Genomic DNA, 23,084 nt, shown 5'->3' on the forward strand with positions numbered 1-23,084 from the left:
GACATCAACTACTGCTGCAACTTGAGGTTGAGCGACTTTTACTTGAGGTTGAGCGACCCTCAACTTGAGGTTGGGCGACAAAAGACTTGAGGTTGAGCGACTTTGACCATCGGAAACGGGCCTGCTCAAGTGCGAAATCTTAGTTCGATTAAGCGGAGATTTTGTGGGCGAGCGCCAGCGAGGGGAGCGCTCTAATCAATTAATCATCTAAGAACCGAACCGCGCGCGTTGCGTGAGGCTGGGGAGGCTCTTTGTTGGAATGGAAGAACCGGAGGCAGCCTCGGCTGCCGAACGGTTCTGCCAATCGCCTTCGGCGATGAAGATCGTGAGCTTGCCCATGACGTTGAACTACGCAGGTCTGGGTGATGTGGGTTGAGGCTCTCCTCGAGCTGGTGCTTGCGCCCGCCGGGCGCCCTGGGTGGAAGATTCGGTTGGCGCGCCGCTAGTCCTACGGACCTGTGCTGACCAGGCACGGCGGGTGGGCGGCCTCGAATGCACGTTGTCCGCCGTGGCATCCGCTTGCGTTGTCACGCTGCCCTGCGCGCGTACCGCGCACCGCATCGCCGGCTGGCGGGTGAACTTCAATTGACGGAGACGGCATCCGCGCTTCCAATTTGCCGACAGCCAAAAGGCTGCATACCAATAAGTCAGGGGGATAGCATGGGTCGAAGGTCTGGAGTCGAGGGCTTCTTGCGTGCGGCGGGCCGGGCGATGGCCGCGGCGGAACGAGACCGGCAGCGCTCGATTCGCATGGCAGCCACGCGAGCTAGGCAGGTTGAGCGACAGCAGCGGATGGCATTCAACCAGCAGCGAAAGGCCGACCAAGCTGCCGCGAAGGAAGCCAAGGCGCAATATCTCGCGGATCGCCAGGCGGAGGCTGAGGACCTGAACGCTGAAGTTGACGAGCAGGTCGGCGCGCTTCAAAGCATCCTCGAGCACACCCTGGGCGTGGACGACCGGATCAACTTCGACACGCTCAGGAGCCGAGTCGCCTTCGAGGCGTTCAAAACCCCGTCGACGCTCGCGCCACGCGCCGCGCCAAAGTCCACCGTCGTTGAGCCATTGACCTGGCTGCAAGGCCTGATTCCCGGAGCCTCAGGCCGGCACGCTCGTGCCGTTGAGAAGGCCCGTGCTGAAGATGCTGCGGCGTTGGCCAGCCACGAAAAGGCGGAGGCGGCCAAGGCGGCGCAACTCGCCAAGGCAATGGACGAACACGCACAGCGTAAGGCAGCGTATGACGGTGAACAGCTCCGAAAGAACACCGAAGTGGACGAGTTCGAGGCGGACTATCGCGCCAAGGACGCGGAGGCTGTCGTCGCGTACAACGAGATGGTCCTCACGCGGTCTGAATACCCCGAGGAAGGCTTTCCGCAGAGCTTCCGCCTGGCGTACAACACGTCGTCCAGCGAATTGGTCGTCGAGTACGAGCTCCCGCTGCCGTCCGTCGTTCCTGCCGAAGCCGAGTACAAGTACGTCAAGACCCGCGACGAGATTGAGTCCAAGCCGCGCAAGCCGGCGGAAGTGAAGAAGCTCTACCAGGACCTGGTGGCTGCGGTGACGCTTCGCACACTGCATGAGCTGTTCGAAGCGGACCAGGCCAACGCTCTGAACCTCGTCACCTTCACCGGCGTGCTCGACACCGTCGACCCGGCCAGCGGGCGCGATACCCGCGTTCCAGTGGTCAGCGTACGCGCGCCCAAGGGTGACTTCGAGCAGCTGCGATTGGACAAGGTCGACAAGATCGTCTGCCTCCGTAACCTCGGCGCTCAGGTGTCGAGCCGCCCCGATGAGCTGCAGGCAGTGAAGCCCATCGTCGAGTTCGACATGGTCGATAAGCGCTTCATCGAGCAGGGGGATGTGCTGTCCGGCCTGGAGTCACGTCCGAACTTGATGGATTTGACCCCCAGTGAGTTCGAGGTCTTGGTGTCGAACCTCTTCGGCAAGATGGGCCTTGAGACCAAGCTCACCCGCTCTTCGCGTGACGGTGGCGTGGATGCCGTTGCCTTCGACGCGCGCCCCGTACTTGGCGGTAAGGTGGTGATCCAGGCCAAGCGCTATCGCGACACCGTCGGCGTCAGTGCCGTGCGGGACCTGTACGGCACGATGCTCAATGAAGGGGCCAGCAAGGGCATCCTTGTGTGCACCAGCGGCTTCGGCGTCGACGCATACAACTTCTCAAAGGACAAGCCGCTGGAACTCATCGACGGCGGTGGGCTGCTGTACTTGCTGCGAGAACATGCAGGCACCCATGCTCGCATAGCTTCCTAACCGCCTTCGAGGATTGACTGCTGTGGACGTTCGCGACGGCGACGAGACCAAGGTAGAGCCGATGCACGAGTACGTTGCCGTGCTTCGGTGCCAAACCTGGAATGTCTGGCCGGAGCGGTCCGGCGTAGAGGAGCATCCGTTCCCCGTCGGCGATGGTCGCGGTGGAGTGCTTCACGCTCGGCTGGTGGTCCTGTCCTATGAACAGCGCCCAATCCCTCACTACTTCGACGACAAAGAGACCAAGGCTGGAGGTTTGCTGTGGGACGGGAGGACGCCGGGGCACCTCAACCTGCGCGATGCCATTCTGAAGTGCCCCGAGGATCGAATAGAGCTGAGCTTTCAGCATCGCTACGCCCGTCACGGCGAAGTGGACGTGTGCCTCAATTTCAAGTGCCAAGGCGATCCGTCTCCCGAAACGGTTGATTCACTGCGCGCCACTACCCACGCGGTGATCTCCCTGATTAACCTCAGCCTCCACGAATACTTGGTGCCTGCCGCGCCGTTTCAGTTACTGAAGGTGGAGCCCGATGGCAAAAGCTCCTTGTCGTCATCAATTCAAATACAAGTCACTCGACCACGAAGGGAGTACCCGGAGCAGGAGCTGCAGGCCGCCGTCTCCAGCATCGCCCATGCCTTGCGATCCTCGAGATTTGGTCCGAAGCTGGTCACTGCGTTAGAGCTCTACGCGGCTCACTTTTCCGAGGCGCAGGCGCGAGTTCGATTTCTGCTTCTTGTCGTCGCGATTGAGTCCTTGTGCACCCCCACAAGAAAGCACGAGGTCAGCGTGGACTTGCTGACGCGGTGGCAGGCCGAGCTCGGGGCCGAGATGGAAGCGCTGGAGCGTTCGACCGAGGAGTGGCTTAGCCTCGATGCGCTCAAGCGCGAGCTCGGGTTCCGGTCAGACGATTCCATCCGTAGCCAGTTCCGCAAGTTGTTTGCCAGTCTCCCCGGTGTTCCTGCCGAGGAGTCAAAGGACCTCCAGAGGCGGGCGCTCCATGTCTATGACAAGCGGAGCACCCTTGTTCATGAGGGCGAACTTCCAAGCGAAGAGTTGGTCGGCCTGGAAAAGGAGGCCTGCCTGCTGCTCGAGAAGGTATTTGCGGAGACCCTCGCCAGCACCGCTGAAGTGCCCGGAGGAGGCTGATGGCCGAGTGGCAAGGCCGCGCCTCTGCCGAGGCTCGCAGCGCACCGCCATCTTCCGCGGCAGCCGAGGCTGTGATAGCTTTAAGCCCGCATGGTGCCTCGCCCTGGGGCGCTGAAGGGAGAAGCAGAATGAGCCGAGTATTTGAAGCGATTGCGGCCGCCCCACTGGCCGTCGTCAACGCCATCGAGTTCCTAGGTCGCCGCAGAGGCGACGACGACATCACCGCTGAGTGGCGAGCTCGTTGGCGCGCCGTCGCGGGTTCTAGCCTCGCTGTGCTTCTCGCGTTCGGAGTGGCGATGTTCGCCGCGCCGATGCTGGACATCGTGAGTCCCGGCGCTGCGCCGATCCGCGATGTTCTGGCTTGGCTCTTGATGGCTCCCATGTTGGCGGCGATGACCTGGGCCGCTATCGCAGCCCTGCGAGTTTGGTTGTTCGAGCGCGAACACTTTGCCCAGTAGGTCTTCGTTGCCGTCGCCGTCGCCGTTGCCGGCCCCGCGCCGCCGAAAGCAAGCCGCCTCCTTCGAAGACCAGTTCCATTGCAGCCTCGGACGGTTAGTCCATGAAACCGCGCGTCTGGACTTCCTCGTCGGCCTGCAGCTGAACTGGCTTGGCCAGCATTGCAACGTGTCGGTCGCTCGCTATCTCGATCCGACGAAGTGCAGCTTGGCCATGAGGCTCGCCAAGCTCCATAGCTTGGTCAAACGGGCCTTCAAGCCGGCAGGACCGGCTGCATTGAATGAGTTCGGCGCCTGGTTTGAACAGGCTGGCGCCGCGCGCGCACTTCGCAATAACTACGCGCACGGCCGTTGGGGTGTCCCGGTCCGGCTCGACGAAGACCCTCGAGGACCGGAGTTTCCACGGATTCAGATGCTCGCGTTCGTCGCGCTCGATTGGGATATGACCCCAAATCAGCCGGATCGCAGTGTCTACATGAGCCTGGAGTCTTTCCAGCAGCAGGTTGCGGATGCGGTGAAGGTCTTCAACTCGTACTTCAAGCTTTCTGAGAAGCATCTGCCTCACGTTGGCGTACCTGGTCGAAGGTCCTGAGAAGCGTCGACCTTTCGCAAGTTCACAGACGGAGTTCGGCCATCAAACTATGAAGGCTCTTTGCCTTCGAACCTTCACACTACGTCAGTAGTGCTTCTGCCGCCGTTGCAGCCTGCCGCGCCTACTATCCGCGCGACTGAGTCGACGGAGGATGCGATGAGGCAGACGCTGCACACGAGGCTGGATGGCTGCTTGAGAGCCTGCCCGCGGGGCGTCGGCAAGGCCGCCCCTTGTAGGGCCGCGTCCCAATGCACGGGTGGCCAATGAAGCTCTTCCGGCCGTACCCGAGCGAACTCGTTGGCAGCATGCTGTCGCGGGCGATCCGCGATTCGGGGTTGTGCGTACCGGCACTTATGCAGGCACTGACAGGCCGGCCGCTCTTTTCCCATTCCTTCGTCGTTGCCCGGCACCCGGGCATCGCTGCAGCCTTCGGTATGGATGTCGAGGAATTCATCAAGCGGCACACGTCGACTGCCTACTCCTTGGCATTCATGCCTGCTGAGCAACGGCACCGGCTGTGGGCTTCGGCAATCTCCGCAGAACCCAGGGCAAGCTACATGGCGGGCATCGCCAGCAACCTGACAAGCACGACGCCAAACCTGAGGTTCTGCCCGAGCTGCGTTGAGGAGGACCTTGCGACGTTTGGGGAAAGCTACTGGCGTCGAGAGCACCAGCTCCCAGCAGTCGGTGTGTGCCATCTCCATGGGCGCAGCCTGCTCGTGTCGACGATAGCGATGAGGGCCAGGCTACCTGCGCCGCCGCCGCATGAATGCGACGGAACGGACCCGTGCTGCTGCCTGCCTCTCCCCGTGCAGCTCGAAGTTGCCATGTGGTCGCACCGCACCTTGAACCTCGAGCTGCAGCATGAACAGGCGTGGCCGGATTGGTTTAGAGAACGTGCGCGGGAAGCCAGCTACGAATTCGTTCAGGGGACGAACTCTGGCGACAGGTTGTCGCGAGACCTCAAGCGGTTCTATTCCCCGGGCTTCCTCCAAGACCATGGCTGTGCAGTTGATCGGCAGGTAGGGCTTCAATGGCCCGCCCGCCTTCTCAGGTCCTGCGCAAAGGGCATCGAGCCTCTCAAGCACGTACTGATGGGAGTCTTCCTGGAATCCGGAGAGAGGGCTACCGCAGCAAAGCGGAAAGGGTTCATTGCGCGCGGACCGCGTCGTGACCGCTCGCTAGAAGACGCAGCCGCCGTCCGTCGGGTTGCCGCGGTTGCGGACCGCGTGCGTAAACAAGGTGGACAGGCGAACCTCGCGATTCTGATGCGCCGGGCGGGCGTTCATACCCTTTGGAGGCATAGCTATCCACGGCTGCCGCAGCTGCAGGCGTGGGTCGCGGAATTCAAGGCGACCGAGGAGTACCGACGCTGGGTGAAAGAGCCGAAGGGAGACATGCGACATGTCGGGCATGGGGAATGAAAGGGTCGTCGAGGCGGTGGTGACCGTCATCATCGAAGAGTTTGAACTCGTTCATCTCGAGGCGCCTGGCGATCTAACGCTGTCGATAGGTGAGCTGACGCCGGGCGTTCAATGGCAAGACCTCCGAGTTGGTCAGCGGCTGCGCTGCCGGATTGAGGGTGTCCATGCAACCAGGGTGTTACACGCGGAGGTCATCAGCTGATAGGTCTGAGCAAGGATTGATAGAGCTCCGAGTGCACAATCGGCGCATGCCAAATATCGCTTCCGTACTCAAAGACGAAATCGCACGCCTGGCTCGGAAAGAACTGCGCGCTGAGACGGTAAATCTACAGAAGGCTGCATCGACAGCACGCTCTGAGATTGCTTCGCTCAAGCGCCGCGTTGCCGAGTTGGAGAAGGCGCTCAAGGCGGTTCAAAAGAGTTCAACCAAGGCGGCAGCCAAGGCAGCCGCAGCTGCTCCCGAAAGTGAAACGGACGACAGTGCTCACCGGTTCCGTGCTTCCGGCTTGGCAAACAATCGCGCCAGGCTCGGGCTTTCTGCTGCCGATTTCGGTCTCCTAGTCGGAACCACTGGCCAGTCGATCTACGCCTGGGAGCTAGGCCGGTCGAAGCCCCGCGCCAAGAACCTCGTCGCTATTGCGGCTCTCCGCGGCCTTGGCAAGAGGGAAGTCGCGGCCAAGCTCGCTGCGCTCAAGGAAGCTGCAGCTGAGACGCCGGCGGACAAGCCAGTTCGGCGCCGTCGGCAGGCCACCGACTGAGCTGGGCAAATGAGCGGAGCGACGGGTCTAGCGCCGCTCCGCCCTACTGCCCTTAGCCTGCTCGGGCGTTCAGGAACAACACCCCGACGCCCGTGATTCGCGGATAGAGGTAGCCGTCGCCGCAGTCGGCGCTAACATCAACCGCGTCAATCAGGCCAAGGTCGATCAGCATCCGTAGGTCTGAGATTGACAGGCCACAGGTGGCGTCAATTTCCCTGGGCAGCTGGTTATCCCTGGCCTGTTCAAGCAGGCGGTATTGGGAACTGGAAAGCATGGTCATCTCCGTAGGTCGACGGCGAACTTGCACGTCAATTCAGAAATCCTAGGAAGACCAAAAAACCGGGCGCAATCGCCGCCAGCCGGACACCCGCGCGCCGTATGCCGTGGGCGGACCGGGCGCGCGGTTGGCTCACTCCATGAGCTACCGGCGACCTAACCTCCGACTATGACCAGGCCCAAGTCGGGCCCGATGCTCGTTCGGAGGGCCTATGGATGCCAAGAGAATCAGCGACCAGCTGCGGCTGGCTTTCAAGGACAGCGGCCTGACCATCTGGGAGGTCGCCCGGCGAGCCGAGTTGCCGGTTGCTGAGGTCGCGAAAGTGCTCGGGCACGCCAAGTGGCCGCCGGTCGATCTGGTGGAAGCTGTGGGCCACGCTCTGGGCCTGGAGCTAGCCTTTGTAGAAGCGCAGACCCGGCACCTGGTCAGTGCGCCACGTACGGTCATTGACGAGGCCGTAGCGTGCGTTGCGCCAGAGGCCCTCGTTCACCCGGTCGGTGGTGGCGTGAAGGTCTTGGCGTTGGACTTAGAAGCCACGCTCATTTCCGACCCGGCGTCTGCGCGCGCGCGGCCAGGGTTGTACGAGTTCCTGGAGGCCATTCACGGCTTGTTCGAGAGTGTCGTGCTCTTCACCACCCTGCCGGAGTTGAAGTTCCGCGAGTTGGCGCTGGCGTTGATGCAAGAGCAGTCGGTGCCGCCTTGGTTTGTCGCCGCGACGTTCGTGCGCTGGAGCGGCCTCACGAAGGACCTGAACTTCATCCCCTTCATCACAGCCGAAGAGGCGCTGCTCGTAGACGACATGGCCCAGGTGGTTCACCCTGGCCAAGAACAGCAGTGGGTTCGCGTCCGCAGCTATGTGCCGCCATTTGACGAACACGACGATGAGCTTCAGCGTGTGCTTGAGGAGCTCGTAGATCGTGTTGTGGGCCGGGCGCCGGTTGGCGTCCATCAACACGCACCGCACGATTGACCTGCTCTCTTGTCGGGCGGTATGAAAGTGCGGCGCGGTGACCGAAACCGAGACCTCGCGCGCGCCCGCGTAAATCTTCAGTTTGAAGTCTCCTTATTGAATTCCTCCAGTTTCAGAGCGCTTTTGAAGCGTTGTCTCCCTTGAGGGTTGCTTGTCTGCGTCGTGGTGGGGTTGAGCCTAGCCACCCTTGGACAGACGGACTCTGCCCAAGGTGCCTTCAGACTCAACCCCAAGCGCAGTTACCTGCGTCGCGGAGCCGGCGTCGCCCGCCAGACGTTCGCTTTGGGGCTCTGGCTTCGCCACCCCTTCCAGTATTTCAAAGCTTCCCTCCCGGTCCTGGATGCTGTGCACGCCGCCGGCGTCATGGTGTCTTCCCAACATGCACAGCAGCACGACGGACGTGCTGCAGGGGGTATAGGGTTGTTGGACCTCCATGATTCGCAAATTCCCGCGGATCGGGGCAAAAAAAGTTTGAAAGAGCTGCCTGGGCTCATCTCATGAGCCACCTTGTCCCTACGCTGAACCCGTGGTCGATTGAATCGCAGGAGGCGAACCATGATTGAGGCGTTCCTTGCCGAACAGCGCGCTCTGTTGGATCGCCTGGAGGCGTTCGCGGAAACCCCGGGCTTTGAACGACTGCAGGCGGCGCTGCGCCAAGCGTGCGCAGATGGTTCGGATGCTTGGCTCGCCGGCTGGCTGATTCAGCCTGCCTTTGGGCTCGGCCAGGTTCCCCTCGAGGTCATCCAGGCGCCCGACGGTATCGACCGAGTGGAGCGACACCTGCTCCAGGCGCTCACCAACCCTAGCGCGTGCTGAGGTCAGTGAGATGCGCCACATCGCAATCGTCAGGACCAGGTCTCGCATAACCTTACCCAAGGAGCTGCGCGCTCAGCCGGCCTGAAACCTGGCGACAAGGTGACATTCATCAGGACGAACGACGGCAAGGTGGTGATGAAAGTCGTTCCACGCCGGACCGAGACCTGATGCTCTGGATTGACCTTGCGGCGTGCCCACGTTGGGTAGCTCACGCTGTGAGCCGTCGCGACGCAAACATCTAGCCATGAGCCAAACATCCACGCATCCTTCCTCGACCGACGCGCCCGCCGACAACGGCATACTTGCGAAAGTCCCTGGTCAGTACGTCGGCCAAGCCTGCGTGGCGTTGCCGGACCCCGTCACCTTTGCAGCCGAAGAGGTGACCGCCGAAGTTGACGCCGGCTAGGTGGGCCGCGTGAAGCTGACCTTCATGAAGCATCGCCACCGTCGGCCGAAGGCCAAGACATCCTCGGTGAGCTGGATATGCCGTCGTGCCGACGCCGTGGAAACGCCCGGCGAATAGGTGTCAGTTACTTCTTCGCCAGAGCCGAACTCACCAGCGCTGCTGTCGTGCCGAGCAGCATCTGTGCGGCGTTGCGGTCGAACAGTTCATCCTGCGCCACGCTCGTCGGGTGATGGGCGAGGCTGGCGAAGTCCATTGCGGCCTGGCGCATGGCCAACTCGCGCTGTTCGCGAGTGCGGGTGTGCTTAGGCGCGGCGGTGGCTGCTCTGAGTTCAGCATCCTGGCCGAGGCTTGCCGTTAGGCCTTCGATCACCATCCGGCACTTGGCGACGGCGTCCGGATAGTGCCCGCGGCTGAAAAGCTGGCGAGCGGCCTCCAGCAGCTCAACCGCTGCACCAGCAGACGCTGGTGTCGACGGGATCGGTACTTCGAAGAGCATCGAGCGTCCGTAGCCGGCCTGTTCCAACGCGGCCAACCACTGCACGACGTTCAATTCGCCGCGAACCTCGTCTTGGATGAGGTGCACAGCGCCGGCCCGACGAATCTCGCCCTGAAGCTGGATGGACAACGGCACACCCCGGCCATCACGATGCTTCTCGAGCACATCCATGGCCTGAGGCGTAAGGAATAGATCGAACATGGCCGCGCGAGGCCCACCATAGTTCGAGACGGTAAACGGCTGGAGCGTCTCGGGAGACGCCTGGCCCAGCAGCAGGCCATGCATCTCCTGCAGGTGCACGCGCGCGGGTGCGAATACGACCACGGGAATGTCCGGCAGTTCCCAACCCATGACGTTGAAGTCGATGGTCAGCCGAAGCAAGAAACCGCCGGCCAACTTGGCGCCGGAGATGCCGGCGAGTCGCGTGTCCGCAATGATGCGGCTGTTCAGATTGATTCCCACCCGATGTCCCCCTGGGTTTTGAAGCCTTCCCTTCTGGGCGGCGGGCTCGCCCATAGGCGTTCTGTTACGAATGAGCTGAATGCTATCGCGGCAAGAACTGCGGCTCACCCCTCGGTCGGATTCACTTTGGCTAGCGACGGGTCCGATGGCGAGGTTCACTTATCCTTCCGCACGCAGGTCGCTGGATCGCGACTTGGGAGCCAATTCGAGGGTCGCCAACGTGAAGCCTAAAGGAGCCAGAAGTGTCTAAGCCTTCCGCCATAGTGGTGGCCCTTGAAGAACATCTGGATGGGGTCAGGCAGATCGCGGCCGGACTCGCACTTCTCGAAGCCTCTCACCTCATCCACTATGACCATGCCGGGCAGAAGTTTCAGCATGTCTCCGAGTCGGACTTTGAGCATGCCGCCCATGCCATGCATCCGATCTTTGGGCGAATCATGCTGTGGCTTCTGTTCTCGACAGGCTCGGAGTTCCTTCTAAAGGGCGCCCTGATCCTGACCGGAAAATTGGTGCCTTCAATGAAGGACAAGCTCGCAATTCCACCCAAGGAAGTTGCGTCCACGAGCGCTTGGATGGATAGCGTAGTGGGGGGATCGGCAGCAAAAGTATCGGCCCGCAACTACGGGACGATTGGGGGCATGGCCGCGTCCTTGAAATCGCTCTGCGATGAGCATCCTGGCGCTGGAGCTCAGCAGGTTATTGTGACCTTCAAGCTGCTAGGAGACGCAATTCGAAACCGGGACTCCCATGCCTACGTGCAGGGCGTCCGGGCGGCGCACTTCCATATGACCTCCGAGTTCTCAGCCGCATACTCAACGCTGCTGAGCTGGTTGCCTCCGGAGGCGATTTCAGAGGCGCAAGAGCTGAAGGAATCCGGGGCCGCTTGAAGCCGCTGTGTGCCGGCGTCGGTCACCCGTAGAGCGGTCGCGCGACCAGCCATTGCCGCTCAAGGTGCCTTCACACGGCCGCGGCGTTCGGATTCGACGGGTTATCCGGATTTGACTCCGGCGGCTTCGGCCATGGTTGAAACAGGCCTCGGAGTGGCCCTGATGATGGATGTCGCCGCCGAACGGGCGGCCGCCACACGGAACGTCAAGTGCGTGCCCCTTACAGCAGATTGCGAGGGATGCGAACTGGTCATTAGCACCATGAGGCAGAGCTGCCCACCGCTCCCGTCACCAAGGTGGTCCATGCCTTGCTGGCTCACAGTGGACCGCCAACCGCAGCCAGCAGGAACGCTCTCCAGCATCCGCGGTTTTGGACTACAGCCGGAGCTTCGGTTGCCCTGTAGCCTGCCAGGACGCCGTGTCGGCGCTTGCGATCATGACGACGGCGTTGGCCGGTTTGTCTCAATGGGAGAACTCTATGAAAGTCTTGCTGGCTGCTTTGCTCGCCTCGCCCCTGATGGCTGTCGCTGCGCCTGCGCCAATGCCTACCGTGCCAAGCGTCGACCTGGCGCGATATGCCGGTACCTGGTACGAGGTGGCGGTCATCCCCAACCGATTTCAGAAGCAGTGCGTGGCCGACACGCAGGCCCGCTACACCCCTGACAACGGCTCCGTGAAGGTGGAGAACCGGTGTCGCAAGGCGGATGGCGAGGTAGACAGCATCCAGGGCAAGGCCAAGCCGGTTGAGGGCAGCCAGAACGCCAAGCTCAAGGTGACGTTCTTCTGGCCTTTCAAGGGCGACTACTGGGTGCTCGACATTGACCCAGAGTACCGTTACGTCCTCGTCGGTGAGCCAGCTCGCAAGTACGGCTGGGTGCTATCGCGCACGCCACAACTGGACGAGGCCACGCTGAGCAAGCTGTTGGACCGTGCTGCTGAGCTGGGGTACGACAAGACAGCCTTCCATCGCACGGCGCAGACGAAGCCGCTGGAGCCTTGAACGGTCGTCGTAGCCGCAGCTTCCGCGCCCGATCCCGAAGCCGCATTTACTAGACCTTCAGTCCTTGTGTGACCTTGGAGAAATCTACCCAAAGTTCGTCCATGAGCTGGTGAAGCTTCGCCCGAGGGATGCCAAGAATCGGGTTGGTCATTGAGGCGTACGGAGCGAAGGGCTCATGCAACGTCGTGACGGTGTGTCCGTCGATGAGCGCTTGCTCGAGTCCGGCTCCAAGCCACCCGTCTGGCAGGGGATGGAGCGCCTTCGGGTTCTTGATGAGGACGGTTCCTTGGCGCCAACTCTCGACGAACTCGGGAGCTCCAACCTCATACATGAACATGCCCGGCATGGACGAGTTCGGGTCGTCCTTGTAGCAGGTCCCGAAGCGGATCACGCTCAACGCAGGAAGCCGATATGGGCCTTGATGCCCCATGCGCAGGAACTTGGGGATCGTTCCCGTGTTGGTGAACAGCACCGCCGAGACGTTCTCGGCATCGGGCTGATTGAAGTAGCCAGAGGGAATCTGCTTGACTGCATTCTTGTGAAACTCGAGCTTGTGCTCGGAGATGATGAGCTTGCCGTCCGCGTCGTGAAACCACTGCTGCTCCTGACCGAATAGGTAGTTCGCCAGGGGTGTGGACGAGGTGGACAAGGAGCCGGCTTCGTGGAAGTCCTCTATCGCAATAACGAAGGGCTTGCCCGCTACGTGCGGCTCTTCCCAGTATTTGGCCTTCAGCTTCTTGTACAGCGGGCTGCCTAGTCGGATAGGGACGCTGTGCTTGATGTAGGCCTCAAGTTCCTCCGGGGTCTTTTCCTTTGGCAGTGCCATGTATTGCTGCAGGCCGGCGTTGGACGGCTCGCCAGCAGTGACTGCTTCCACGGCTGCGGTGATGCGGTCGCGCGAGATGAGGAAGTCGGGACGCTGGTGGCTACGGTCGACGGCGTGTCCGCTCTCCTTGAACATCGCAAAGAGGAAGAGCTCGAGCGTCCTGGAATCGAACCCCATCGTCTGGAACTGCTCGACGAAGTTGCCGTCCGGGTCATCGAAGTGCTGCTGGAGTTCTTGCAGCATCTGGCGCGCAGGCTCGTATCCGGCTAGATCGCGTAGTGCAACGAACTGCGGATGGAGCTTCTTGGCGGGCTTGCCAATGTCTGCGAACAGGTTGATGGCCACTCGTCGTCCTTGGGGCGGATTGCGTTGGATGGGGAAGCCTACCGCGGACGACCCGCCTCAGCTGCCAATTTCGCGGCAAGGTGCCCCCGCGCCAAGTGGACAATCGGCGGCATGTCCAGCAAATCGCGTCTCCCTGTTGACGGTTTTTCACCTGAGATGTTCTCGACCGGGCGCTACACGGAAGACCCCTTCAAGTCGATCAGAGTGGCGCACAAGGCCTTGAACGACCAGATTACGAGGTCCTTGCAGGGCATCTTGAACCCGCGTGTGAGCATGCCCGTATGGCAGGACCAGTTGAAGGCTCAGATGGAAGCCTTGAACAAGCAGATGCGCGCCGTCGACACGATGTTCAAGGAGTCGCTGGAGCGACTGCGACTGCCCGACGTCGAAGCGCAGTTCGAGCGTGCACATCGCGCCCGGTACGACCAGATTGCGGAAGCGTTCAAGAAGGTCCAGGAAGGTGTCGCCGTCCCTCCTTCGCTCCTCCAGCTTCTGGAGACCATGGATGCGGCGAGCTTGTCCGTAGATGCCGCCGCCGCGGAGCTCATGTTCGCCGGGGGATCAAACGATGAGGAGCAGCAGCAGGCGGCAGCGGCCTTTGGACAACTTGTGCAGGACGCCGACGGTGAAGCCACCATCGTTGCCTTGCTGACCAAAATCCTGGCGGCGATCCAGTCGCAGAAGGACTCCAGGCTTCAAAAATGGTGGTGGTTGTTCATTTACCCGCTCTTGCTGGCGCTGTTGATGTCGGCCATCAATCCGCTCAACGACTTCTACGTGAAGCGGCGCCTTGAGCAAACGAGTTCCCCCCAGGAAGCCACGAAAGTGGTGAAGGAGGAAGCACGCAAGGCGGTCGAAGATTTCCACCAGCTGAGCGACTATCGTTTCGTGAGCCTTGGCTCGGGCAAGTTGCTAATGGTGCGCGCGGCCCCAGGAGCCAGGGCGCCCGTCGTCGGTTATCTCAGCTTCGGCCAGGCCGTCCATGTCGTCGACAAAGGGACGGACTTCACCCTGGTCGAGTGGCGCAATGAAGATGGGACTGCCATGCTCCGAGGCTGGGTGTTCTCGCGCTACCTGAAGCGGTTCAGTTGAGAGGCTGGCAAGCACCTCTCGTGAGGAATTGACCACATCGGCATTGCCGCATCATTGGGATATGAGTTTCATCTGCTGCCATTGCATCCTGGATTCGCACGTCCGTGAAGCGCCCTACGACGATCCGCGCAAATGTGACTATTGCGGCGTCGAGGACCTAGGCATGGAAGTGCTTGACGTGGCGTACGACTGTTTGCGCGTTCTTCGTGAGCACTTCGAAACCACTCACACCTCGCCTTACGTGATCCTTCAGCATCGCCCACCGGAAGGGCTCAGCCTCATGGACACGCTACGGCAGCTGAACGTGGTTCAAGACGCTGCCTTGCCGGACCTCGTCGCAGAGACTCTGCAATGCTGGCGATACGAGGTCTCCCAAGATGCATCAAAGCATGTGGAGGACTCCGCAGACCCATGGTTCCGACTCCATTCCGGTCAGCACTTTGAGGTTAGCCGCAAGTGGCGGGAGATGGAGCTTAGCCTGCGCCAGGAAGCTCGCTATGTAAACCGCAAAGCGATTGCGGTCCTTGATGACGTCTTCGCCGACTTGCATTCGTCGTCGACGGACGGGGGAACTCCTCTCATCGTCTACGCGGGGCCCGGTAAGGCCATATCAAGTTTGACTCGCGCGCGCGTATTTCAAACCGAACAGGCACTACAGAGCGCGCTTGCGCACCCAGCAAGAAATCTCGGCACGCCGCCGGCTGGTGTGAGCCAGGCCGGTCGTATGAATGCGAAGGGGCAGCCGGCGTTCTATGGTGCAACTGCAGTAGAGGTTGCCGTCGCGGAGGTTCGCCCGCCAGTCGGTTCGTGGGTGGTCACGGCTGAGTTTGAGCTGACGCGCATAGTGAGTCTGCTCGACTTGAGCGCACTGGCCGAAATTCAGCTGGGCCCTCAGCAGAGCCTTTTCAATCCTGACTCCATTGCGCAAGTGGGGCGCCGGGACTTTCTTCGGACGCTGGCGAAGCGGCTAATTCAGCCGGTTATGCCGGAGCTCCAGGAGCACGACTACTTGGTCACTCAGGTGATCGCCGACTATCTTTCGGACCGCGATGACGGGCCTATCGGCGGCATCCTTTACCCGTCCGCTCAGGTACACGGTGCGGAGACCGGGCACGGGCGCAATGTGGTGCTGTTTCCGAGGGCTGCCCAGGTGGAGGGCGCTGACGAACCATTCGAAGCCGAGGTAGTGATCTGGGACCTCGAAATTCAACAGAACGTCGCGACGCTAGGCTTTCACCCGGGAATCAGGCTCCCAGACCCGCCACCGCCGGAGTCATCTCACGATGGCCACTTCTCGGCAGAACCTCCCCTGCCACAGTTGCTTCCTTCGCTTCGCATCGACCTTGCCTCCATGTGCGTTCATGAAGTTAAGGGAGTTGTCGTTGCGACCAAGGCCGTGCCGGTAGACGTCTTGCCCAAGGCCGGCGAGGGAATATCGCTGACTAGCTTGTTGGTGTAGCGCGCGTGAGGCCGCCGGCGGGTACTCAGCACGGCAAGTTTGCGGTCGCGCTGAGGTTCGCACACAAGTAGCGGCGGCCAGGGGCGGCCTTGCCGCCTGGTTGTTGACGCTGGGAGCTGGCGGCCCCACACTCAGTGCCCCACTTTCAAACGCAGCAACATCATGGGTTATCTCAGTACGACCGCACGCGATGAGCTCATCCGCGAGTACCTAGCAAAGCACGGCATCTACAGCCTCGAGGAAGCCCCGGACGAGTTGGTCGATGGCGCACAGGAGTACGCGGACGAATCTCTCGGCAAGGGCAACGCAAACCCGAAGTAGTTCGCAACCTGACCGCGGGCGCCCACTCAGCACGGCAAGTTCATGGCCGTGCTGAGTAGGCCGTTCGGTTTAGGGCCCGCGGCCTAAGCCAGCTCTTGGCGCCGCAGCTTCTGCCGCAGCGACTTGACGTAGTCGGCGTCGAACGGCTCGTCCGGCCCACGGTCGAGAACGCAAGTTCCCAAGGTCGCCAAGGTTCGGTCAGTGAGCGAGAAGCCAGTGGGCAGAAAGCCGCCATACCGCCTCGTCGACTCGTCCAAATTCTCGAGGAGCGCGCTGAAGAAGTCCTTCGGCGAAGCCCGCTTACCTGTGGTCGCGGCAGCGGCTGCGGCATCCATCGCCACAGGCGTGGCGCGCTCAGCGTCCTCCGCGAGTTCCAGGGCAAAGTCACCAATCGACGGCCAATACTTCAGGTCGAATTGGTACGAGAGGCGTCCCAGGGGTTCCTTCACCCAGCTCTCGAAGAGCGGAATCCTCTCAGCTGCGGCCTCGATGACGCCGCACACGGAGTAGTGGGTGTCGGAGTGGAAGTCAGTGGTGTTGTGGATTTCTGAACGCCGCTCGATCAGGGTGGCCAGCTCTCGGGCGACCTCGGCAATCTGGGCGTTGACCCGCACCAGCTCGGCCCGATCAGCGCGCGACTGTGCCGTGGCTACCGGGTTCCGCAGGTAGGTGGCCCCCAGCAGCACGTCGAAGAACACGTTGAGCCCCTTGTGCCGCGCGTCAAGCTTCTCCGCCAGCTCTTCGTAGGCATCGGTCAGCTCAGTGCTGCGCGCCAGCATGCGTGCGGCGATGGCGTTCAGGCTCGGCCAGATGTTGTGCGTGATGTTGTATTCGATACCCTCTCTGAGGACGTCTTCGCAGAGTTGGGTGGAGGTCGGTTTGGTCATTCCCTGTCCTGGCTGTTCATGATGAACGGAGCGTAGTGCTGGGGGCGCTGGCTGTCGGTATCCGAAAACTCGAGATTGCGGGCGGTTCGGATACCCGGCGCTTTGTGGCTTATCGGACCGCCCGGCCGTGTTGGGAAGGATCGAGGGCGTACTTCCAGGCCTGGGATGACATGAGCGCCATAAAGAGCGCTTTTCGAGTCGGCTTGAGCACGGCGTTCAACTCTGAGGACAGCGGAGGCCGTTCCGCTAGTCGAAAGGCTGGCGGCGAAGCTGCAAATGGGGCAGAGTTAGCGATGGCGAGTCGCTGACCGGGACGTCCGATTTGGCGCTTTTGCTGGCGCTGGTTTTGAGAAAGAACCAGTTTGACCGATGCGCGGAATTGCCGTTTTGGGGTTTCCGCGGCAAGGTCGGCGAAGCGACGTAAAGCGTTGATCCGAAAGGGAGGCGCTGAGCGGAGTAGTGGGACGTGCCGGAGATTGAGGCTGGGGACGGCCGAAATGGGCTGGTTGGCGGCGATGAGGGTGCCGTGCCGTGCCGGGCAGGGGGGGTTTGGTGCCTGTCATAAGAGGAAAGAACCTCTTTGACTCGCCAAGTTCGGGGGATTTGGGGGTCGAGTTAAGAACCGCTCGATTTTTTGACCTGCCGTGACCCTGGTTAAGAACGTTTTGACTCGGTTAAGTACGTTTTTGACCTGAACCATCGCGAGCGCACTTAAGGCCTCAAATCGCCAACGCCGTCGTACTCTTCACCTCCTCCATCACCGCATACGTCCGCGTCTCGCGCACGCCCGGCAGGGTCCAGATCACGCTGCCGATGAACTCGCGGTAGGCGGTCATGCTGGCGACGCGGGTCTTCAGCAGGTAGTCGAAGCCGCCGGCGACCAGGTGGCACTCGAGGATTTCGGGGCGGGCCTGCACGGCGGCCTTGAAGTTGTCCATCACATCGTGCACCGTGCGGTCCAGCAGGATCTCGATGAAGACGAGCATCGACTGGCCGAGCTTCTCGGGATTCAGCCGCGCCTCGTAGCCGAGGATGTAGCCTTCGCGGGTGAGGCGCTTGACGCGCTCGAGCACGGCCGTCGGCGATAGGTGCACCGCCTCGGCCAGTTTCAGGTTGGAGATGCGCCCGTCGGCCTGCAGCACGCGCAGGATGCGGGCGTCGATCGTGTCGATGCCGTTGTCATATCGGGAATCGCTGCTCATGCCGAATTTTCCACTACAGGTGCCGCCATGATCTGAATTTAATTCATCGACAGCGCTCCTACAGTCCCGCTCATCACTAAATCGGACGCCTTCGCCATGACCGCCTTCGCCCTGTTGCCCGAAATCCCCCGTCTGCCGGATCCGTACCGTGAGGAGATCGGCGTCGTGAGCACGCTGGCCGATGGCGTGCGCGCCTCGCTGGACTGGCCGGCCGTGATCGCCCAGGCCGCGCCCTGGGTGGAGCAGGTGCGTGCCAACCCGGCTCCGTTCTGGGCGATGGAGTCGCTGTTGCGCGAGTACCCGATCACTTCGTCCGAAGGCCTCGCGCTGATGCGCCTGGCCGAGGCGCTGCTGCGCGTGCCCGATGCGCCGACCGCCATCGCGCTGACCGCCGACCAGCTGGGCCGTGCCGATTTCGAAGGCGCGTCTGAAGGCCCGCACAAGATGCTCGCCAGCATCTCCGCCACGGCCATCTCGCTGTCGAAGAAGTTCCTGCCGGGCTCGGAGGAAGAGGGTGGCCTGCTGAAGCGCCTGGGCGCGCAGACGGTGGTGGCCGCCACGGTGCGGGCGATCCAGTTGCTGGGCCGCCAGTTCGTGCTGGGCCGCAACATCCGCGAGGCGATGGATGAAGCTGCGTCGGCGCGCCGCGTGCAGGGCATGCTGCGCTTCAGCTACGACATGCTGGGCGAGGGCGCCCGCACCGAGCACGATGCCCAGCGCTACCAGGCGGCCTACATCGGCGCGATCAAGGCGATCGCCGGCGGCCGCAAGGCAGAGTCGCCGGAAGGCGCCGACGGCATCTCGATCAAGCTCTCGGCGCTGTTCTCGCGCTACGAGGTGCTGCAGCGCGACCGCGTGTTCGTCGAGCTGCTGCCGCGCGTCTGGGAGCTGATCGAACTGGCCGCCGCCGCCAACATCAACCTGACGATTGACGCCGAGGAGGTCGACCGGCTGGAGCTGAGCCTGGACGTGCTGGACGCGCTGGCCGCCCGCATCGCCGGCGCCTACCCGCAGTGGCGCGGCTTCGGCCTGGCCGTGCAGGCCTACCAGACGCGCGCGCTGCAGGTGGTCGACGAGGTGGCCGCCATCGCACGCAAGCACGGCCTGCGCTTCATGGTGCGCCTGGTCAAGGGCGCCTACTGGGACGGCGAGATCAAGCGCGCCCAGGAGCTGGGCCTGGCCGGCTACCCGGTCTTCACGCACAAGCAGCACACCGACGTCTCCTACCTCGCCTGCGCCAAGCGCCTGATCGAGCACGCGGATGTGATCTACCCGCAGTTCGCCAGCCACAACGCCGGCACCATCGCCGCCATCGTGCAGATGGCGCGCGATGCGAAGGCGCCGTTCGAGATGCAGCGCCTGCACGGCATGGGCGAGGGCGTCTACCGCGAGGTGCTGAAGGACGGCACGATCCCTTGCCGCGTCTACGCGCCGGTGGGCGAGCATCGCGATCTGCTGGCCTACCTGGTGCGGCGCCTGTTGGAGAACGGCGCCAATTCGTCCTTCGTCCACCAGCTGGCCGACGTGAACGTGCAGGTGCCCGAGCTGCTCGGCTCGCCGCTGGACGAGATCCAGCGCAGCGGCTCGCAGCCGCTCCCGCGCGAGCTGTACGGCGCCGGCCGCGCCAACTCCACCGGCGCGGACCTCACCGTGCCGGCCCAGCGCGTGGCGATCCACGAAGCGCTGAAAACGACCCAGGTGCCGCCGATGGCTGAGGCCAGCGCCGGCGAGGTCGATGCCGCGATGCAGCGCCTGGCCGCCGGCTTCCCGGCCTGGAACGCCACGCCGGTCAGCCAGCGCGCCGCCATCCTGCGCCGCGCCGCCGATGCGCTGGACGCGCGCCTGGCCGAGTTCTGCGCAGTGCTGGTCAAGGAAGCGTTCAAGACCCAGGCCGACTGCGTGGCCGAGGTCCGCGAAGCCGTCGACTTTCTGCGTTACTACGCCAACCAGGCCGAGGCGGATGCGGCCGGTATGAACGGCCGCGGCGTCTTCGTCTGCATCAGCCCCTGGAACTTCCCGCTGGCGATCTTCGCCGGCCAGGTGGTCGCCGCGCTGGTGGCCGGCAACACGGTGGCGGCCAAGCCCGCGGAACAGACCCCGTTCGTGGCGCTGAAGATGGTCGAGCTGCTGCACACGGCCGGCGTTCCGCAAGACGCGCTGGCGCTGCTGCACGGCGCGGGCGAGACGGTCGGCGCCGGCCTGGTGGCCCATGCGGAGACTGCGGGCGTCTGCTTCACCGGCTCCACCGCCGTGGCGCAGATCATCAACCGCGCGCTGGCGGCGAAGTGCGAGGGCCAGGTCTTGCCCCTGATCGCCGAGACCGGCGGCTTGAACGCGATGGTGGTGGACTCCACCGCGCTGCCCGAGCAGGTGATCGATGCCGTGGTGCAGAGCGCTTTCCGCTCGGCCGGCCAGCGCTGCTCGGCGCTGCGCCTGCTGTGCGTGCAGGACGAGATTGCCGACGGCGTGATCGAGATGCTGCGCGGCGCGCTGCAACAGCTGTGGGTGGGCCTGCCCGCAGACCTGGCAACCGACGTTGGCCCGGTCATCGACGACGAGGCCTTCGCCAACGTCGGCGCCCATGTGCAGCGCCTGAAGCGCGAGGCCACGCTGATCGCCGAGGCACCGGTGCACGACACGATGCCGCGCCAGATCCGCCCGGTCGCGTTCGAGATCCGGGCCGTCGAACAGCTGGGTGCCGAGATCTTCGGCCCGGTGCTGCACGTCGTGCGCTTCAAGGACGACGTGGATGCCGTCGTCGAGCGCATCAACGCGCTGGGCTACGGCCTGACCCTGGGCATTCAGACCCGCATCGACAGCCGCGCCCAGCGCCTGGCCGACAAGGCCCGTATTGGCAATGTCTACGTCAATCGCAACATCATCGGCGCGGTCGTCGGCGTGCAGCCCTTCGGCGGCGAAGGCATGTCCGGCACCGGCCCGAAGGCCGGCGGCCCGAATTACCTGAAGCGCTTCTGCGCGGAGCCAGTGCTGGACGGTGCGCCGCTGGCCGACGTGGCGACGGCTAGCGTCAGCACCGCCCGCCTGCCCGCGGCCGACGCCGGCTGGGCCGCCACCCCGCTGGCCGAGCGCGCCGCTGCGATCCGCCGTGCCGGCCTGGCCCCGATCGCCGATGCCGCCGAGCGCCAGTTCGCCGAGCAGGAGCTGCCGGGCCCGACCGGCGAGAGCAACACGCTGCGCCAGCACGCCCGCGGCCTCATCGCCGTGCTGGCCGACGGCGCCGGCCTGCCGGCCGTGGCTTCGGCTCTGCTGGCCGGCAACAGCGTGGCCTGGCTGACCGACATGAGCGCGGAGGCGCAGCGCCAGGTCCTGCTGAAGGCCGGCTTGCCGGCGGCGGCGCTGACCTTGCTGCCGCAGTCCGCGCTGGACGGCGTGCTGGACGACGCGGGCCTCGCCGGCCTGGCCGTTCCTGCCGCAGCGCCGGAACTGCTGCACCAACTGCAGCAGCGCCTGGCCGCGCGGCCCGGTGCGATCCTGCCGCTGATCGTGGCGGCCGGCCATCCGCGCCAGCTCTACCGTTTCGCGGCCGAGCAGACTTTGACGATCAACACGGCGGCGGCCGGCGGCAATGCGGCCTTGCTCGCAGGTACCCACTGACGCTCAACCTACACTGACCGCCATGGCACTTCCTCGCATTGCATTCATCGGCGGCGGCAACATGGCCTCCGCGATCATCGGCGGCCTGCTGCGCGCCGGTCACCCCCGCGCCTCGCTGGCCGTCGTCGAGCCCTTCGAGCCGCAACGCCAGAAGCTCTGCGCCGATTTCGGCATCGATGCGCTGGCCGCCGCCGACGCGAGCCTGGCGGACGCCGGCCTGCTGGTCTGGGCCGTCAAGCCGCAGATGTTCGCCGCAGCTGCCGGGCCCTGCGCCGGCGTGATCGGTGGCGCTCTGCAGCTGTCGGTCATGGCCGGCATCCGCAGCGATGCGATCGCCCGCGCCACCGGCAGCGAGCGCGTCGTCCGCGCGATGCCCAACACGCCGGCGCTGATCGGCGAAGGCATCGCCGGGCTGTTCGCGCGCACGGCCGTGTCGGCCGAGGACAAGGCGCTGGTCGAGCAGGTGCTGGCGCCGACCGGCACGAGCCTGTGGGTCGGGCAAGAAGCCGATCTCGACGCGGTGACGGCGCTGTCGGGCTCGGGCCCGGCCTACTTCTTCTACATCGTCGAGGCCATGATGGCCGCCGCCGTCGAGATGGGCCTGACGGCCGAGCAGGGCCGGCAGCTCGCGCTCGCCACCTGCGGCGGCGCCGCCGCGCTGGGTCTGCAGTCGAGCGAATCGCCGACGGTGCTGCGCGAGCGCGTCACGTCCAAGGGCGGCACCACCTATGCAGCGATCACCAGCCTGCAGGCCGATGGTGTCGGCGAGGCCGTCCAGCGCGCCGTCAAAGCCGCGCAAGTCCGCGCCCGCGAACTCGGCGACGAGTTCGGCGGCTGACATCCACGCATGGGACGAGCAAGCCGCGACAGCTTGCGCGACTGGCTGCGCGCACCGGGTTCGCTGAGCAAGCGCCTGGCGGCATTGGGCGAGCGCTACGAGGTCCAGGTCTTGCGGCAACGGCTGACCCCGTTCCGCAAGCCGGAGCGCGACGCGCTGGGCCTGCCGGGCCGCGGCTGCACGGTCGTGCGCGAGGTGATCCTGTGGGTGGACGGCCGGCCGCTGGTCTGGGCTCGCTCATCGCTGCACCAGCGCTCGCTGGCCGGCCCGTGGAAGGCGGTGCGGGGCCTGGGCGCCAAGCCGCTGGGCCATCTGCTCTACGACGATCCGCGCGTCACCCGCAGCGAGCTGCAGCCGCGCCGCCTGGCGCGCTACGGCCACACGCGTCGGCAGATGTGCCGGCAGTGGCTGGCCGCCACCGGTGAGCCCGCGTCGCCGCAGATGCTGTGGTCGCGCAACTCGGTGTTCTGCCGCCGGGGTGCGGAGCTGCGGGTGATGGAGTTGTTCGCGCCCGGGTTGGAGCGGGTGCCCAGACTCCGCTGAA

The 23,084-nt window shown here is 63.7% G+C and carries 24 protein-coding genes; 18 read left to right on the forward strand and 6 right to left on the reverse strand.

Going from position 1 to position 23,084, the window contains the following annotated elements:
• Window positions 1-207 precede the first annotated feature (207 nt).
• Window positions 208-339, reverse strand: coding sequence for a hypothetical protein (locus tag SNE35_RS09735; RefSeq protein ID WP_320422702.1), 132 nt, complete (start codon window positions 337-339; stop codon window positions 208-210).
• 453 nt (window positions 340-792) lie between these two features.
• Between SNE35_RS09735 and SNE35_RS09740 the strand changes: the two genes are divergently transcribed.
• The 7 genes from SNE35_RS09740 (at window position 793) to SNE35_RS09770 (ending at window position 6,641) form a co-directional block, all read left to right on the forward strand.
• The gene (locus tag SNE35_RS09740; RefSeq protein WP_320422703.1) at window positions 793-2,268 is read left to right on the forward strand and encodes a restriction endonuclease; all 1,476 of its coding nucleotides are present in this window, start codon (window positions 793-795) and stop codon (window positions 2,266-2,268) included.
• 22 nt (window positions 2,269-2,290) lie between these two features.
• Window positions 2,291-3,412 (forward strand): HEPN domain-containing protein, encoded by a 1,122-nt coding sequence (locus SNE35_RS09745; protein ID WP_320422704.1) that lies wholly within the window; start codon window positions 2,291-2,293, stop codon window positions 3,410-3,412.
• A gap of 128 nt (window positions 3,413-3,540) precedes the next feature.
• Complete coding sequence (locus SNE35_RS09750; RefSeq protein ID WP_320422705.1) at window positions 3,541-3,870, forward strand: hypothetical protein; 330 nt, start codon at window positions 3,541-3,543, stop codon at window positions 3,868-3,870.
• A 25-nt stretch (window positions 3,871-3,895) separates the two neighbouring features.
• The gene (locus tag SNE35_RS09755) at window positions 3,896-4,459 is read left to right on the forward strand and encodes a hypothetical protein (RefSeq protein WP_320422706.1); all 564 of its coding nucleotides are present in this window, start codon (window positions 3,896-3,898) and stop codon (window positions 4,457-4,459) included.
• Window positions 4,460-4,722: 263 nt separating this feature from the next.
• Complete coding sequence (locus SNE35_RS09760; RefSeq protein WP_320422707.1) at window positions 4,723-5,883, forward strand: TnsD family Tn7-like transposition protein; 1,161 nt, start codon at window positions 4,723-4,725, stop codon at window positions 5,881-5,883.
• A complete protein-coding gene (locus tag SNE35_RS09765; RefSeq protein ID WP_320422708.1) occupies window positions 5,864-6,085 on the forward strand; it encodes a hypothetical protein in 222 nt (73 codons plus the stop codon). Before SNE35_RS09760 ends, SNE35_RS09765 begins: the two co-directional genes overlap by 20 nt.
• A 46-nt stretch (window positions 6,086-6,131) precedes the next feature.
• The gene (locus tag SNE35_RS09770; protein ID WP_320422709.1) at window positions 6,132-6,641 is read left to right on the forward strand and encodes a helix-turn-helix transcriptional regulator; all 510 of its coding nucleotides are present in this window, start codon (window positions 6,132-6,134) and stop codon (window positions 6,639-6,641) included.
• A 52-nt stretch (window positions 6,642-6,693) separates the two neighbouring features.
• Here the strand turns inward: SNE35_RS09770 and SNE35_RS09775 are convergent, their stop codons facing one another.
• Complete coding sequence (locus SNE35_RS09775; RefSeq protein WP_320422710.1) at window positions 6,694-6,915, reverse strand: hypothetical protein; 222 nt, start codon at window positions 6,913-6,915, stop codon at window positions 6,694-6,696.
• A 214-nt stretch (window positions 6,916-7,129) separates the two neighbouring features.
• Between SNE35_RS09775 and SNE35_RS09780 the strand changes: the two genes are divergently transcribed.
• The 3 genes from SNE35_RS09780 to SNE35_RS09790 all read left to right on the forward strand — a co-directional run bounded on the left by SNE35_RS09780 (window position 7,130) and on the right by SNE35_RS09790 (window position 9,110).
• The gene (locus tag SNE35_RS09780; protein ID WP_320422711.1) at window positions 7,130-7,888 is read left to right on the forward strand and encodes an NIF family HAD-type phosphatase; all 759 of its coding nucleotides are present in this window, start codon (window positions 7,130-7,132) and stop codon (window positions 7,886-7,888) included.
• 555 nt (window positions 7,889-8,443) lie between these two features.
• Window positions 8,444-8,704: an antitoxin Xre/MbcA/ParS toxin-binding domain-containing protein gene (locus tag SNE35_RS09785; RefSeq protein ID WP_320422712.1), complete on the forward strand. Its 261-nt coding sequence runs from the start codon at window positions 8,444-8,446 to the stop codon at window positions 8,702-8,704.
• 244 nt (window positions 8,705-8,948) lie between these two features.
• A complete protein-coding gene (locus SNE35_RS09790) occupies window positions 8,949-9,110 on the forward strand; it encodes a hypothetical protein (RefSeq protein WP_320422713.1) in 162 nt (53 codons plus the stop codon).
• Between the two features lie 124 nt (window positions 9,111-9,234).
• On the opposite strand, the gene SNE35_RS09795 is transcribed toward SNE35_RS09790, so the two are convergent.
• Window positions 9,235-10,122: a hypothetical protein gene (locus SNE35_RS09795; RefSeq protein WP_320422714.1), complete on the reverse strand. Its 888-nt coding sequence runs from the start codon at window positions 10,120-10,122 to the stop codon at window positions 9,235-9,237.
• Between the two features lie 188 nt (window positions 10,123-10,310).
• On the opposite strand from SNE35_RS09795, the gene SNE35_RS09800 reads away from it, so the two are divergent.
• Entirely contained in the window at window positions 10,311-10,955 is a 645-nt protein-coding gene (locus tag SNE35_RS09800) for a hypothetical protein (RefSeq protein ID WP_320422715.1), read from the forward strand.
• Window positions 10,956-11,433: 478 nt separating this feature from the next.
• On the forward strand, window positions 11,434-11,955 hold the full coding sequence (locus tag SNE35_RS09805) for a lipocalin family protein (RefSeq protein WP_320422716.1): 522 nt from the start codon (window positions 11,434-11,436) through the stop codon (window positions 11,953-11,955).
• A 49-nt stretch (window positions 11,956-12,004) separates the two neighbouring features.
• Here the strand turns inward: SNE35_RS09805 and SNE35_RS09810 are convergent, their stop codons facing one another.
• Entirely contained in the window at window positions 12,005-13,126 is a 1,122-nt protein-coding gene (locus SNE35_RS09810; RefSeq protein ID WP_320422717.1) for a hypothetical protein, read from the reverse strand.
• Between the two features lie 111 nt (window positions 13,127-13,237).
• Between SNE35_RS09810 and SNE35_RS09815 the strand changes: the two genes are divergently transcribed.
• From SNE35_RS09815 to SNE35_RS09825, 3 genes are all read left to right on the forward strand, one after another.
• The gene (locus tag SNE35_RS09815; protein ID WP_320422718.1) at window positions 13,238-14,218 is read left to right on the forward strand and encodes an SH3 domain-containing protein; all 981 of its coding nucleotides are present in this window, start codon (window positions 13,238-13,240) and stop codon (window positions 14,216-14,218) included.
• 61 nt (window positions 14,219-14,279) lie between these two features.
• Window positions 14,280-15,677 carry an RES family NAD+ phosphorylase gene (locus SNE35_RS09820; RefSeq protein WP_320422719.1) on the forward strand — a complete coding sequence of 466 codons (1,398 nt, stop codon included), beginning with the start codon at window positions 14,280-14,282 and terminating at the stop codon, window positions 15,675-15,677.
• Window positions 15,678-15,839: 162 nt separating this feature from the next.
• Window positions 15,840-15,998 (forward strand): hypothetical protein, encoded by a 159-nt coding sequence (locus SNE35_RS09825; RefSeq protein ID WP_320422720.1) that lies wholly within the window; start codon window positions 15,840-15,842, stop codon window positions 15,996-15,998.
• 83 nt (window positions 15,999-16,081) lie between these two features.
• Here the strand turns inward: SNE35_RS09825 and SNE35_RS09830 are convergent, their stop codons facing one another.
• Both SNE35_RS09830 and SNE35_RS09835 read right to left on the reverse strand, forming a co-directional pair.
• On the reverse strand, window positions 16,082-16,885 hold the full coding sequence (locus tag SNE35_RS09830; protein WP_320422721.1) for a hypothetical protein: 804 nt from the start codon (window positions 16,883-16,885) through the stop codon (window positions 16,082-16,084).
• Window positions 16,886-17,604: 719 nt separating this feature from the next.
• Window positions 17,605-18,087, reverse strand: coding sequence for an Lrp/AsnC ligand binding domain-containing protein (locus SNE35_RS09835; RefSeq protein WP_320422722.1), 483 nt, complete (start codon window positions 18,085-18,087; stop codon window positions 17,605-17,607).
• 96 nt (window positions 18,088-18,183) lie between these two features.
• On the opposite strand from SNE35_RS09835, the gene SNE35_RS09840 reads away from it, so the two are divergent.
• From SNE35_RS09840 to SNE35_RS09850, 3 genes are read left to right on the forward strand one after another with little or no spacing between them, the layout of a single operon-like run.
• Window positions 18,184-21,702, forward strand: a complete 3,519-nt coding sequence (locus SNE35_RS09840; protein ID WP_431312730.1) for an L-glutamate gamma-semialdehyde dehydrogenase — start codon at window positions 18,184-18,186, stop codon at window positions 21,700-21,702.
• A gap of 22 nt (window positions 21,703-21,724) precedes the next feature.
• Complete coding sequence (gene proC / locus SNE35_RS09845) at window positions 21,725-22,540, forward strand: pyrroline-5-carboxylate reductase (RefSeq protein WP_320422723.1); 816 nt, start codon at window positions 21,725-21,727, stop codon at window positions 22,538-22,540.
• Between the two features lie 9 nt (window positions 22,541-22,549).
• Window positions 22,550-23,083 carry a chorismate--pyruvate lyase family protein gene (locus SNE35_RS09850; RefSeq protein WP_320422724.1) on the forward strand — a complete coding sequence of 178 codons (534 nt, stop codon included), beginning with the start codon at window positions 22,550-22,552 and terminating at the stop codon, window positions 23,081-23,083.
• Window position 23,084 lies beyond the last annotated feature (1 nt).

Origin of the sequence: Roseateles agri (assembly GCF_034043675.1) — a bacterium.
Classification (GTDB): Bacteria; Pseudomonadota; Gammaproteobacteria; order Burkholderiales; family Burkholderiaceae_C; genus KK5.